This is a genomic window from Microvirga lenta (assembly GCF_020532555.1).
GTDB classification, from domain to species: domain Bacteria; phylum Pseudomonadota; class Alphaproteobacteria; order Rhizobiales; family Beijerinckiaceae; genus Microvirga; species Microvirga lenta.
In genome coordinates, this window is record NZ_JAJBBR010000017.1 from 19,396 (window position 1) to 32,474 (window position 13,079).

Here is a 13,079-nt window from a genome sequence, read left to right on the forward strand (position 1 = left end):
CTCGCGCTATGTTCCCGCTTTGTTCTTGACACTCGCGCCAAGCTAAGCTATATCGTTCGTGTCCGGTCCACCGAGGGGCGCGCTCGCGAGGCGTCGTGATTGTGGGACCGGACATGGTCCTGCGCCGGAGGGGAACGCACCCTCCTGCGGCAGGAGGCCCAGGCACAAGCCCTGGGGCCGGAGCGGGTCGCAGGCCCGGCCGCACCAGGCGTGCGGCGTTCGCCTGCGGCCGTTCACGGACCAGCGCCGCCTGAACGCCTGAAAAGAACCGTGCGCGAGGGGCCATCCGGCTCTTCCCTCTCCACCACCACCCTTCGAGCCGGTTCGCTCCTCGCGACCCCTCGACTGCCACAAGGCCGCGCGCCACTTTCGGCCCGCAGCCCGATTACGCGCGCCCGTTGCCATACCTTTGCGCCGGTCCTTGTGGAACGTGATGCATCTTGGGATTGGCGGGCGGAAAAAGCGTGTTGGTTCTTGACCTCCCGGCATTGATCCACCATGAGGGTTTGCAAGGTTTTTCCCCAGCCCTGGCCTTGCGCCAGGGCTTTTTCATGTGAGGCTTGAGCAATGGCGAACGTGGTTGTCGTAGGCGCCCAGTGGGGCGACGAGGGCAAGGGCAAGATCGTCGATTGGCTGTCCGAACAGGCGGACGTGGTCGTGCGGTTCCAGGGCGGGCACAATGCCGGCCATACGCTGGTCATCGGCGACAAGGTCTACAAGCTCTCGCTCCTGCCGTCCGGCGTGGTGCGCCCCAACAAGCTCTCGGTCATCGGCAACGGCGTCGTGCTCGATCCCCATGCCCTCGCGGGGGAGGTTGAGCGCCTGGCCGAGCAGGGCGTCTCCATCAGCCGGGACAACCTGCGCGTCGCCGAGAACGCCACGCTGATCCTGTCGATCCACCGCGAGCTCGACGCCCTGCGCGAAAGCGGCAGCGCCGGCACCAAGATCGGCACCACCAAGCGCGGCATCGGACCCGCCTACGAGGACAAGGCCGGGCGCCGCGCCATCCGCCTGATGGACCTTGCCGACCTGTCCTCCCTGCGGGACAAGATCGACCGGCTGCTCACGCACCACAACGCCCTTCGCCGCGGCTTCGGCCTCGAGGAATTCTCCCCCGACGCGATCTACGAGGAGCTGTCCTCCGTCGCCCCGAAGGTGCTGCCCTACATGGACGCGGTGTGGCGCCTGCTCGACGAGCAGCGCCGTTCCGGCAAGCGCATCCTGTTCGAAGGCGCCCAGGGTGCGCTGCTCGATGTGGATCACGGCACCTATCCCTTCGTCACGTCGTCCAACACCGTCGCCGGCCAGGCCGCCACGGGCTCGGGCCTCGGGCCGGGCGCCGTGGGCTACGTGCTGGGCATCGCCAAGGCCTACACGACCCGCGTGGGCGAGGGGCCTTTCCCAACGGAATTGTTCGACGAGACCGGCGAGCTGATCGGCCAGAAGGGCAAGGAATTCGGCGTCGTCACGGGCCGCAAGCGCCGCTGCGGCTGGTTCGACGCGACCCTGGTGCGCCAGACGGTCCGCACCTCGGGCATCGACGGAATCGCGCTCACCAAGCTCGACATCCTCGACGGATTCGAGACGATCAAGATCGGCGTGGGCTATCGCCTCGACGGCCAGACCATCGACTATTTCCCGGCGAGCCAGGGCGCTCAAGGACGCGTCGAGCCGATCTACGAAGAGATGGAAGGCTGGAGCGGATCGACCGCGGGAGCGCGCTCCTGGGCCGATCTGCCCGCGCAGGCGATCAAATACGTGCGCCGCGTGGAGGAGCTCATCGGTGCGCCGGTGGCCGTTCTGTCCACTTCGCCGGAGCGTGACGATACAATCCTCATGAAGAACCCGTTTGAGGGTTGACGAGGCGCCCGCTCCGGGCCATCCCAAGAGCGCAATGGCTGATTACTATCCCCTCATAGCCCGCGCTGTCGAAGGCTTGTCCGATCCGTCGCCGGAGATGCGCCGCGCCGTCTACGAGCGCGCGCGCTCCGCCCTGATCGGACAGCTGCGCACGCTCGATCCGCCCCTCACGGAAGACGAAATCCACCAGGAGCGGATTTCCCTCGACGAGGCCATCCGCCGGATCGAGTCCGAGTATGCTGCGGAGGCTCCGGCATCGAGCCCGATGCCGCAGGCAGCCGCGGCTCCGGTCCTTCGCCAGAGTGCCCGCCTGCCGTCGGACGACGTTCCCGGCCGTGCCGATGCGGGCCACCGGGGCCCGTTCCATGACGACGGGGCCGATGACGAGGCCCCCGACCACGCCTACGAGGAGGCTGCGACCGCGCGACCGCGCGTCGAGAGCCGTCCGCATCCGGGCATGCAGAACAACAAGCGCACGCGGACGATCGTTCTCGGCGCGGTTCTGGCGCTGGCGATCGCCGCCATCGCGGCCTTCGCGTTCCTCTGGCGGGACAGGCCCGAGGACCTTCCGGCCCAGACTCCCGTTGCGGCAGCGCCCCAGGAGCCGGCGCCCGACGCAGGCAAGATCAACGAGCGGGTCGGGGGAGGGCAGGCTCCGCCGGCAACGAACGCGCCGGCGGCCGACGCGCCGCGCCAGGAGATCGGCGTCGCCCAGCGCGCCGTCTTCTATGAGGAGGACCCTGCCAATCCGCAGACGCCGAAGGCCCAGGTCGGCCGTGTCGTATGGCGGCTCGAGGACGTGAATCCGGGCCAGGGGCAGGCCCTGGAAAAAGCCGTGACGGCCAATGTCGAGGTGCCGGATGCGGGCCTGAGCATGCGCATGGTCCTTCGCCGCAACCTGGATTCCACCCTGCCTGCCTCGCATACGGTCGAGCTCACCTTCACGACCCGGGCGGGCGAGAGCGGACGGGTGATTCGTGACGTCGGCCTGCTTCAGTTCAAGAACGAGGAGGCGGCCCGCGGCACCCCCATTGCCGGGCTTCCCGTGCCGGTCCGCGAGAACCTGTTCCTGATCGGGCTCTCGAACCTGCCGGGCGACATCGAGCGCAACACCGAGCTGTTCGTGCGCCGCAACTGGATCGACCTGCCCGTGCGCATGGCCTCGGGGCAGCGCGCGATCCTGAGCTTCGAAAAGGGACCCACCGGCGAGCGGGTCATGAACGAGGCCTTCACGCAGTGGCAATAAAAAAGCCGCGGCGGGTCCGCGGCTTTTTTCATGAACGTCGTCCTTCCTGGGCTCAGGCCGTGGCCTCCGCCGAGGTCTCGATCTGGGCCAGGTTCTTCTTCACCGCCTCCTGGACCTTCTCGAAGGCGCGAACCTCGATCTGGCGGACGCGCTCCCGGGAGACGCCGAACTCCGTCGACAGGTCTTCCAGGGTAATGGGATCGTCCGACAGGCGCCGGGCCTCGAAGATCCTGCGCTCGCGCGGATTGAGCACCGACAGGGCGTTCCGGAGGGCGGTGAGCCGGTTCTGGCCTTCCTCCTCCTCGACAAGGACCTGTTCCTGGCTCTGGCCCGCATCGACCAGCCAGTCCTGCCATTCTCCCTCGCCTTCCTCGCGCAGGGGCGCGTTCAGCGAGGCGTCGCCGCCGAGGCGGCGGTTCATGTCGATCACGTCCTGCTCGTTCACGCCCAGCTGGGTCGCGATCTGCTTCACCTGATCCGGGTGCAGATCGCCCTCCTCGAGGGCGGAGATGCGGCCCTTGGCCTTGCGCAGGTTGAAGAACAGCTTCTTCTGGTTTGCGGTGGTGCCCATCTTCACGAGGGACCACGAACGCAGGATGTATTCTTGAATTGCCGCCTTGATCCACCACATGGCATATGTGGCGAGGCGGAAGCCCTTGTCGGGCTCGAAGCGTTTGACGGCCTGCATCAGGCCGACATTGCCTTCGGACACGACCTCGCTGATCGGCAGGCCATAGCCGCGATAGCCCATGGCGATCTTGGCGACCAGACGCAGATGGGATGTCACGAGCTTGTGGGCGGCTTCGCGGTCTCCATGCTCGCGCCAGCGTTTGGCGAGCATGTACTCCTCATGCGGTTCCAGCATGGGGAAGCGACGAATCTCGTCGAGATAGCGCGAAAGGCCCCCTTCGTTGGCAAGCACGGGTAGCGCTGCAGCCATAGTCAATCTCCTCTTCTGGCTCCCTCTCAACCGAGGCAAGCCTGAGGCGGCCCCCTCAACCGGCTGGCCGCCCTTTTTCCTATATAAGCGGTCTCAACTTGTCCGAATAGAGGCGTTCAGGCTTCAAGACGTGGTCAACGCATGAAGAGTGCAAGGGTGCCGACCCATCCCGAATTTGCGACGCATTGACGCCGATCATTACCCGCGAAGCGCCGCGAGAAGCGCGGCCATGTCCTCGGGCAGCGGGCTCTCGAACTGCAGGAACTCCCCTGTCCGGGGATGCTCGAAACCGAGCACTGCCGCATGAAGGGCCTGTCTTCCCAAGGTTTTCAGCGCCGCCTGCTGCGTCTCCGCGAGGCGGTTGGCCTTGGTCTTGAAGCCCGAGCCGTAGACGAGGTCCCCCAGGAGCGGGTGGCCGATATGGGCCATATGCACGCGGATCTGATGGGTGCGGCCGGTCTCCAGCTCGCAGCGGACGAGGCTCGCCAGGGCCTCCTTCGGCGGCAGGGCCTCGATCAATTCATAGTGAGTGATGGCATAGCGGCCGCGTTCCTCGAGGACCACGGCGATTTTCTCCCGGTTGTGCAGGCTGCGCGCCAGGGCTGCCTCGACGGTGCCGCGCTGCCGCTCCGGAACGCCCCAGACGAGGGCCAGATAGGCGCGCTCCAGCGGGCCTGAGCGCCCGTGGTCGGCGAACTGGGCCGCGAGCCCCTGATGGGCGCGGTCGTTCTTGGCGATGACCAGGAGACCGGACGTGTCCTTGTCGAGCCGGTGCACGATGCCCGGCCGCTTCACGCCGCCGATCCCCGACAGGCTCTCCCCGCAATGGGCGATGAGGGCGTTGACCAGGGTGCCCGATTCGTGGCCCGCGGCAGGGTGCACGACGAGACCGGCCGGCTTGTCGATCACGATGAGGTCGTCGTCCTCGTATACGATCGCGAGCGCGATGGCCTCGCCGGCGGGCTCCGCCGGGACCGGCGGCGGCACCACCAGGGCGATGCGGGCGCCCGCGGCCACCTTGCGGCTCGGATCCAACGCGGGGGCGCCGTCCACGGTGACCTGGCCCTCCCGGATGAGAGCCTGAAGGCGGCTTCGGGACAGATCGCTCCAGAGCTGGGCCATCACCCGGTCGAGGCGATCGGGAGCCGTCGTGTCGTCCAGAGTCCATTCTCGCTGCGTCTCGCCGCTCACCGCATCCTCACTTGTCGCAAACCTTTTGCCGATTTTTCGGGAAAAGGACTTGAAGGGTTCCGCAAGGGTGGTTATACGAGCGGCCTCTACCGCGCTAGCTCCCTTCGTCTAGCGGTCTAGGACGTCGCCCTCTCACGGCGAAAACAGGGGTTCGAGTCCCCTAGGGAGCGCCAAGGTTTCAGGCAAATCAAGGCTTTTGTTGCCTACAGGTCTTGCCTACAGGTCGCCTCGATGGTTCGATAGCAAAGCCTATCCATGCCTATGCATGAGCCATGCCGACCAAACGCCCAACCCCCAAATCAGATACCCTCTATCTCCAACGGATCGGGTCCAGATGGTATGCCCGCGTCCCGGTTCCTAACAAGCTGAGGCCCAAGCTCGGCCCCTACCTCCGTAAGTCCCTTGAGACCTCCGACATCAGGGAGGCCAGGGAGAGGCGGTGGGAGGTTGTCTCATGGGCCAAGGCGAGGATTGCCCGCGAGGTAGGGGAGGGGGAGCGCAGAAAGCCGCTCGACCACTCAGCCGGCTACGAGACCTTCAGAGCCAAGCTGAGAGACGAGATAGGGCCTGCCTATGTGGTCAATGCCTTCGACGGGGAGGAGATGCTAAATCCCGATCTTGAGAGACTTGTCGACCAGTTGGAGGAGACAGGGGCTCCGAGGGAGCTATTCAAGGCAGTCGGGGACCATGTGCAGGGTATTCCCACTGTCTCCGAAGTCCTCGAAGACTATCTCAGCAAGAACCCAAAAGGCTCCCGGACGACAGAGGCGAACTATCGGACGGCTGTTAAGCTGTGGATTGCCTCTCATGGGAACAGGCCCCTCAGGGGGATCACCCGTAAGGTCGCCTTGAACTGGCTCAACGAGGTTGCAGAGGGCAAATCTCGGGATACAATCAAGCGTTACGTTACGGTCCTCTATAATCTGTGGCGGTGGTCACACAGAGAGATGGACGAGAGGCCAGCAAACCCATTCCATGAGTTGCAGCAGGACGCCGATGTTAAGGGTAGATCATCGGAAAGCTATGGGTTCTTCAATGATGGGGAGTTGGTTCGTGCCTTTCATGCCATCGAGAACGATGAGGAGCTAAGGGCCGTCTTTCTCGTCTCGATCTATACAGGCTTCCGTCTGGATGAGTGCATTAGGGCAGAGCGTAAAAACCTCCACGGCATCGAGTGTTATGTCCTTATGAAGGGAAAAACCGGGAACGCTGCTCGCGTTGTTCCTGTTCACCCAAGACTGAAGGACATCCATGTCCCTCCCGGTGCTAAGGCTGATGTCCTGTCCGTGCGCTTTGGACGGGCCATGAGGAAGATCAAGATGCCTAAGGGCAAGACTTTCCACTCCCTACGGAAAGCCTTCACCACCGCCCTAGAGCGAGCCGATTGCCCTGAGGCCATCGCTGCCAGATTGCTTGGCCATTCTCCTCTTGGATTGACATACAAGATCTATTCTCAGGGTCGGGAGGCCAAGCAACTTCTGCATTGGGTGGAAATGGTGAAGCATCCAGTATGAGAAGCCGTCACTGGCGGCCTTCGGGCCTGGTGGGTTAGGAGGGCCTAAGTATTAGGGGTAGCAGGGTGCGTCTTTACGTTCGCGCTATTACCCCACTAGGCAGCCTCTTGATCGGCCTGTAGCTCCCGATACTCCCCCCTCCAAGATCAGAAGTGACTGGGGGTAGGCTGTCCTCGACAGCGGCGGGGGTAAGGCTTACAGACAACACTATCTGCTTATCGTCCAAGAACTCTATTCCGAAGGCTCAGGAAGGGGCTGTGCGAGGCCGCCTGTAGTCCCAACGCCGGTATGAGGTTGGTTGATCTTGAGACCATTCGGGAGAACAGGAGAAGTGGGTTTAGCAGGCGGAGCGTCTGAATGTTCTGCCGCCATAAGCTCACCAGTCTCTCGGAGGGCCTTCCTGACTGCCTGGATGAGGGCGGAGGACGCGTATGGCTTGGGCAGAAACGGTATGCCCTCTGGCAACTCTCCAACTCCTGGCATCTTCCGGCCTGAGGTGACGATGACCTCTATGCTAGGAAAGCGCAAGTCGATGGCGCGGGCCAAGGCAAAGCCGTTCATGGTGCCTGGCATGTCCACATCGGTGAAGACGAGGCGCACGTCGTGCCGAGCTTCCAGTAGGGTCAGGGCCTCGTCTGCGTTGACGGCCTCGATGACCCGGTATCCGCCGTCTTCGGTGAGGATGTCGGATGCCAGCATCCGCACCAGGGCCTCATCTTCCACGACTAGGATAATGGTTGATCGAGAGTCGTTGCTCATCCTGTCCTCTGCGCCTCGGTGCACTCAGACTGGAGTGCCAGGGCGCTCAGGACTGGGTGGCATAAGCCAAAGCCTGCCGGAAGAAAAGCGGCGGCTGAAACCCCTTATACTGCCCAATCTCATAGCTTGATAGCGCAAAGGCGCTGCGACTTATGCGCTATGCTGAGATTGCTTATCAGTAAATGCCACCGGTAAGCGGGCGAGGTTCAGCGTGGGAAACGTTATACGTTTGTGGCTGATCTAGATACCAAGCAGAGGATAACCGACTGTTCTTGGTGGAGGCGAAGCAATCTTTAATGCGAACGTCTATGCTGCCAGGGGTATCCTAGCGGCAATGTTCTCGACTGCCGTGCAGCCTCCCATACTCCCCCCTTCCTGATACTGGTCAAAGGTAGGGGCACGATACTTTTTGATCCGCAGTCCCTTCTTATCCTCCTCCGTCACTGTGAGCTTTGCAGCTTCCCCGACGGTGGAGCGAAGGGAGACGATAGAGGACCCCTCATGTGTCATGGTGAGGACCGTATCGGGTGAGACGCCGTCAGAGAGAAGAGCCCGAGCGGCGGAGAAGAAGGGCGTCGAGGTTGCCCTACCGAGAGGACGGTCCCCAAGGTAAGCGCGAAAGTGTCCGTCGCCTATAGGCTGGACGGTGATGTTGATGGTCATTGCTACTGAGTTTCCTGATGGGATGAACAAAGCGCCCGGCGAGTGGTCCTTAACGGGGGCGTGAAAGGCACAACAGTGATCGTTGTGGCTATTGGCGTGTCTTGACGGTCTTCACGATGAGGTTGTCCCGCCGGATGTTCAGCGGGTCTCCGTCTCGGTGCCTGACGTGAAAGGCAGGGCCTTCGACATTCATGATGAGACGGGCCACTCTCGGGGTGTTGTGCTTCCAGTCCGACACTTTCACGGTGCGGACGTTCCAACACCAGTTCGGGCTATAGCCTTGGGCGATGAGACGGTCGTAATCCTCGGGGAACACCTTGGCGAGTTTGTCGCTGTTCGCGAGGGGAATGAGAAGGACCGCCTTACCGTCCCGATCAGTTGTCCTGATAGGGGTGCGAAGGGGTTTGATGGTCATTGCTCTATGAGTGTCGATTGAACGGATGCAGAAAGACAGAGGATTGAAAGATTGAGGCGAAGTGCCTGCCTCTCACGGCGGGAGAGACAGCCTGTGAAGGGGAAGACTGGCAATAGGTGGATGGGATGCACTTCAGATCCCCCTGAAGGTGCATGTAAACCTTTGAAGTAGGGAGACTTACATCAACCCTTCTTCTCCTCCTTCAATGAAGACTTCAGAGAGGAGATTGCTGAGGGGAAGAAGAGGTGGTGATCCACTCAAGGAAACATGCAAAGGGAAACTTCAGTAACCCTCAGTTCCCCCTGTAGTCCCCATGACATCATCAACCCTTCACTGCCCCTGTCCTCAGTGATGGTCTCCGTCTTTCGGCTTGGGTTAGCCGTTTTTCCTCTAAGGGTGAGTGAGAATGTCGGTGCAGTGCCGCTGCACTTTTCCTCCCCTCCTCTCTGATGGAGGGCGGCAATGAAGGTGCAGCACCACTGCACTTTTGAGGACGCCCACTGCACCGATGAAAAGTGCAGTGACTGCACCTATGGCGTCTCCTTGGAAGTGGGCCTAGCTCCGGTGTAGACGTACTGCACTCCTACCGGCTGATCTGATCCAGCCTCTCAAGAAGCCGAGCGACGCTGGTCGGGTGCCACTGTCCACCTCTCGGGGTTTCCAACCCTGCGCTGTTCAGGGCCTCCGCAATCTCTCTGAGGCTGGCGTTTGCCTCCTTCAATGGGAGGACGATGCCCTCCAGCTTTTTGGCTCTTGCATTGGCATTAACCTTCAAGACCTCATTGCGCTTCATCGTCTTGTCCCGAAGTCCCCCGAGCTTCTGCCCCCGAGCCTTCGCCTCCCTCAATGCAGCTTTGGTCCGCTTTGAGATGAAGTCCCGCTCCTGTTCCGCGAGGGCCGCATAGATGTGCAGTTGGAACTTGTCAGCATAGGGCATCGACGCGACCCGGAAGGACAGCTTGGGATCGTCCATGAGGGACGCGATGAAAGCGACCTTGCGGGACAGTCTGTCGAGCTTAGAGACGAGGAGGGTGGCTCCAGCCTTCTTGGCAAGGTCGATAGCCTTCCGAAGCTCGGGCCTGTCTCCGTTCGCTCCGCTCTCAATCTCAATGAACTCTCCGATCACCTCCCAAGGCTCTGGGGAATAGGTGTCGAGATAGAGGGCGATGTCTCTGGTCTGTGCCTCAAGGCCGAGGCCGCTCTTGCCCTGGTCCTCCGTCGAAACACGCCGATAAGTAACGTAACGGTGCATAAGCCGCTCCTCTTCAACGCGTTCGAGAAGAGTAAGGCAGTCCGTATCAAACGTCAACGTACGTTGTGAACGTAACGATACGGTAAGGGAGAGCGGAGGAACAAGCTGGAACTGCCGCCGTTGGCCGGTATGCCTCGCTACTACTGTCACATTCGACAGGGCAAGCAACTCATTCAAGATCCCGAAGGAGTTGACCTTCCCGACCTCGACGCCGCCCAGGTGCAGGCCATCCAGGGCATCCGGGACGTTCTTGCGGAAGGTGTCAGGCGTGGGGACGGTGATGGGTTAGACGATGTCCTGGTAATCACAGACGAGGCCGTCCAGGAGCTATTGACGATCCCGTTCATTGAGGCATTACCACCGCGCTTCCGTCAGCCATGACAATCCCAGCCGGGTCACTCAAGGGCGCCCGTCGTGATGCGTCAGGTAGATAGGGGCCGGGAGCCTAGCCGAGGTCGTCTAGGGTGGCCCCTCCGTACCGGAAGAGGCATGGCAACCCAGGGGGTACCGGGGGCGCGGCCCAGACGCTGCGTAGCTATGGGGTTTCAGATTTTTGCCCCAAAAAGATCCGGACCCTACGCTTAACCATAGTTGGGGATTGCTAGGGCGCACTCATCGTTAATCGCGTATTAAATGACTCTCGTCCCGAAGTAGCTACTTGAGAGTTTCCAAAGATGTTTGCCGGGGTTGACTGGGCTGTTGTCATTGCGACCTTTGTTGGTCCAATCGTTGCAGTTGGGATTACTCTCTGGGCACAAGCTCGGGACAGTCATAAGCGCAACCGCATGGAGTTATTCTCGAACATGATGCGGTCGCGCCGTAGTCCGACAGCGATTGAGTTCGTAGGATCGCTTAATCTAGTTCCGGTCCACTTCCATTCGGATCAGGCCGTTATCTCTCGGTACGCCGACCTGATGGCGATTTTCAGCGACTCGTCTTGGCGCTCAAAGGACCAAGAAGCCATCCGCCAAATCAACGAGAAAGCTGAACTCGCAATCGCTTATCTCCTGTCGGCTATGTCGAGGGTGTTGGGAGTTCCGATTGAGCAACTGGCGATCCTTCGAGGGGCGTATGCTCCACAAGGCTGGGCCGATGAGGAGCAACTGAACCGAGAAACTCGGCTATTGCTGCGTGATCTGTTGAGTGGGCACAGGTTCTTGCCAGTTCTTCCCGTTCCACACCCACCACCAAGCGACGAAGGTGAGATTTCAACAACTTCTGACGATAACGGAAGGGTTGCCCCCGGCCAGTAGGTTGCCAACAGGATTTGCCTACAGCTGACTGAAAAAACCCTGCAAAATCAGTCATTGGCTTCTGTAGGTTCGCCCTCTCACGGCGAAAACAGGGGTTCGAGTCCCCTAGGGAGCGCCATCCAACGGAAATGTCGTTGGATCGCAGAGACATCGTTCATTTTCAGGCACTTGCAACGTTCCCGATGCTACAAAACGGGTGCTACAAGTGGCCGCTCGAATGAACTATCTGAAACGTCATCCTAAAACCGGTGTCTATATCTTCCGCCGCGCGATTCCGGTGGAGCTTCGCCCTTTCTTTGGCAGGGGCCGAGAGTGGACCGAAAGTCTCAAGACGAAGAAGCTTGAGGAGGCCAAGGGGCTCGTGCTCGCGGTGGCGGCTCGCGTCGAGGGGCTGTTCCAACAGGCCCGTGAGCAGGCAGAGGCGAAGCGGGCTCAGGCTGAAGCCAACGTAAGCGTGACCGTTCCTATGATTGTTGGGCTTGTGCGGACATGGAAGGAGCACGAGCTTTCCGAGCGGGCGCAAGCCGTGATGGCTGATCCGCTCGCGCGCGCCGCGTTTGACGCTGAGGTTCAGCTATTCAACAACACCCTTGACGGTGTGGACGTGCAGGAGGACCCGAAGGCGTTCTGGGCGAACGCTGACCGGCGCGACCGTTTCCTTGACGACAAGGTTCGGGAGATCACCGTTCGCGCAGGGCTGCTCGTCACGCCAAGCCATCCAGCTTGGATGGTCCTGTACCATAAGGTTCAGGACGCATGGCGGGAGATCCTGACAAGCGAGGGGCGCTGGCGGAACTTGGAATTTGCATCGCTGCCCTCCACAGAGCCGCAGCCCTATCCGCAGTTTGGGGCCGGGGTGCCCTCAAGGCCGGCCAATCACGGGAAAGCCCTTCCGCGTCTTTCGGAAGCCCTGGAACATTGGGCAGCGGGTGGAGGCGTGCGCGGGGTGAAGAAGCCCGCCAAGGCAACGGTTCAGGAAGCGCGGGCCGCTCTCAAGCGGTTTATTGAACTTCATGGGGACCTTCCCATCGATGCGATCACCCGCGCTCATGGACGTGAATTCCGGAACGCAATTGCCAGGGTGCCAAGAAGGCTACCCACAGCACTTGCCAGTCTGCCCCTTTCGGAGCTGCTTAGTCGCGATCTGTCTGATCAGCCGAGTCGAAGCGCGAAGACGCTGAATAAAAGCTTAACCCTTCTTGGGGCGGTCCTTTCCCGCGCTGAAAGAGACGGCTATTTCGACGGCCTGCATTGGCGGAATCCATTCGAAGTGGCCTTCGCCATCGAAGGCATGGAGGACGATGGCTATGAGCCGTTCACCGAGGCGGAGCTAAATAAGCTGCTGGCGTCACCTGTCTTTGCCGCTGGAGTTCGGCCCACGCGGGGCAGGGGCTGCACGGCGAAGTGGGCTCCCCTGGTGGCGCTATTCCATGGAGCGCGACGGGGTGAGGTGCTTCAACTCTTCGTCCGAGATGTCGCGCGGGACGCTGAGACAGGAATCTGGACTTTTCAGTTCAATCGGGATGCCGACAAATCCATAAAAACCGCATCCTCAATCCGCCACACCCCGCTGCACCCCCAGATCGTGGATCTTGGCTTTCTTGACTTCGTTGAACAGCGAAGGCGGGCAGTTGGTGATGGTGGCAGCCTTTGGCCGGGGTTCGAGGATCGAGGAAAGCTGGACAGTCGTATGAACAAGTGGGGCGAATGGTTCGGGGCGTATCTGTCGGAGCACGTCGTGGATGCCCCAACGAAGGCTTTTCATTCCTTTAGGGCGACGTTCAAGCGGTTCGGGCACGCATCCCATGTGCCGGAGCCCGTCCTAGACAGGCTGGTGGGACACGTCATTTCCGGTGTTGGCGCTCAATATGGGAAGCGGAAGAATGATGTAGGGGGAAGGGACTCTGGTATTCCGCTGCCCAGGCTCGCGGAAGAGATCGCGAAGATACGCTTCAAGGGCGTCCTCTTCGATCAGATCAGGTGACC

At 61.3% G+C, this 13,079-nt stretch carries 12 protein-coding genes and 1 tRNA gene; 7 read left to right on the forward strand and 6 right to left on the reverse strand.

Annotation, left to right across the window (positions count from 1 at the left end; translation table 11 throughout):
• The first annotated feature begins 567 nt into the window (after positions 1-567).
• The gene (locus LGR44_RS20575) at positions 568-1,860 is read left to right on the forward strand and encodes an adenylosuccinate synthase (RefSeq protein WP_226742591.1); all 1,293 of its coding nucleotides are present in this window, start codon (positions 568-570) and stop codon (positions 1,858-1,860) included.
• A 34-nt stretch (positions 1,861-1,894) separates the two neighbouring features.
• A complete protein-coding gene (locus tag LGR44_RS20580; RefSeq protein WP_226742592.1) occupies positions 1,895-3,106 on the forward strand; it encodes a histidine kinase in 1,212 nt (403 codons plus the stop codon).
• A gap of 52 nt (positions 3,107-3,158) precedes the next feature.
• On the opposite strand, the gene rpoH is transcribed toward LGR44_RS20580, so the two are convergent.
• Both rpoH and LGR44_RS20590 read right to left on the reverse strand, forming a co-directional pair.
• Positions 3,159-4,046, reverse strand: coding sequence for an RNA polymerase sigma factor RpoH (gene rpoH / locus LGR44_RS20585; RefSeq protein ID WP_226742593.1), 888 nt, complete (start codon positions 4,044-4,046; stop codon positions 3,159-3,161).
• Between the two features lie 198 nt (positions 4,047-4,244).
• Positions 4,245-5,237 (reverse strand): RluA family pseudouridine synthase, encoded by a 993-nt coding sequence (locus LGR44_RS20590; protein ID WP_226742594.1) that lies wholly within the window; start codon positions 5,235-5,237, stop codon positions 4,245-4,247.
• Positions 5,238-5,334: 97 nt separating this feature from the next.
• Here LGR44_RS20590 and LGR44_RS20595 point away from each other — a divergent pair.
• Together LGR44_RS20595 and LGR44_RS20600 are read left to right on the forward strand one after the other, a co-directional pair.
• Positions 5,335-5,410 (forward strand) — tRNA-Glu (locus tag LGR44_RS20595).
• 99 nt (positions 5,411-5,509) lie between these two features.
• A complete protein-coding gene (locus LGR44_RS20600) occupies positions 5,510-6,751 on the forward strand; it encodes a DUF6538 domain-containing protein (protein ID WP_226742595.1) in 1,242 nt (413 codons plus the stop codon).
• Between the two features lie 231 nt (positions 6,752-6,982).
• On the opposite strand, the gene LGR44_RS20605 is transcribed toward LGR44_RS20600, so the two are convergent.
• The 4 genes from LGR44_RS20605 to LGR44_RS20620 form a co-directional block, all read right to left on the reverse strand.
• Entirely contained in the window at positions 6,983-7,510 is a 528-nt protein-coding gene (locus LGR44_RS20605; RefSeq protein ID WP_226742596.1) for a response regulator, read from the reverse strand.
• Between the two features lie 306 nt (positions 7,511-7,816).
• Entirely contained in the window at positions 7,817-8,173 is a 357-nt protein-coding gene (locus LGR44_RS20610) for a hypothetical protein (protein WP_226742597.1), read from the reverse strand.
• 88 nt (positions 8,174-8,261) lie between these two features.
• On the reverse strand, positions 8,262-8,588 hold the full coding sequence (locus LGR44_RS20615; protein ID WP_226742598.1) for a hypothetical protein: 327 nt from the start codon (positions 8,586-8,588) through the stop codon (positions 8,262-8,264).
• Positions 8,589-9,171: 583 nt separating this feature from the next.
• The gene (locus LGR44_RS20620; protein ID WP_226742599.1) at positions 9,172-9,840 is read right to left on the reverse strand and encodes a recombinase family protein; all 669 of its coding nucleotides are present in this window, start codon (positions 9,838-9,840) and stop codon (positions 9,172-9,174) included.
• A gap of 129 nt (positions 9,841-9,969) precedes the next feature.
• Between LGR44_RS20620 and LGR44_RS22085 the strand changes: the two genes are divergently transcribed.
• The 3 genes from LGR44_RS22085 to LGR44_RS20630 all read left to right on the forward strand — a co-directional run bounded on the left by LGR44_RS22085 (position 9,970) and on the right by LGR44_RS20630 (position 13,077).
• Positions 9,970-10,221: a DUF6894 family protein gene (locus LGR44_RS22085; RefSeq protein WP_404809965.1), complete on the forward strand. Its 252-nt coding sequence runs from the start codon at positions 9,970-9,972 to the stop codon at positions 10,219-10,221.
• 293 nt (positions 10,222-10,514) lie between these two features.
• Positions 10,515-11,093 (forward strand): DUF6680 family protein, encoded by a 579-nt coding sequence (locus tag LGR44_RS20625; RefSeq protein ID WP_226742600.1) that lies wholly within the window; start codon positions 10,515-10,517, stop codon positions 11,091-11,093.
• Positions 11,094-11,310: 217 nt separating this feature from the next.
• Positions 11,311-13,077 (forward strand): site-specific integrase, encoded by a 1,767-nt coding sequence (locus LGR44_RS20630; protein WP_226742601.1) that lies wholly within the window; start codon positions 11,311-11,313, stop codon positions 13,075-13,077.
• Positions 13,078-13,079: the final 2 nt, after the last annotated feature.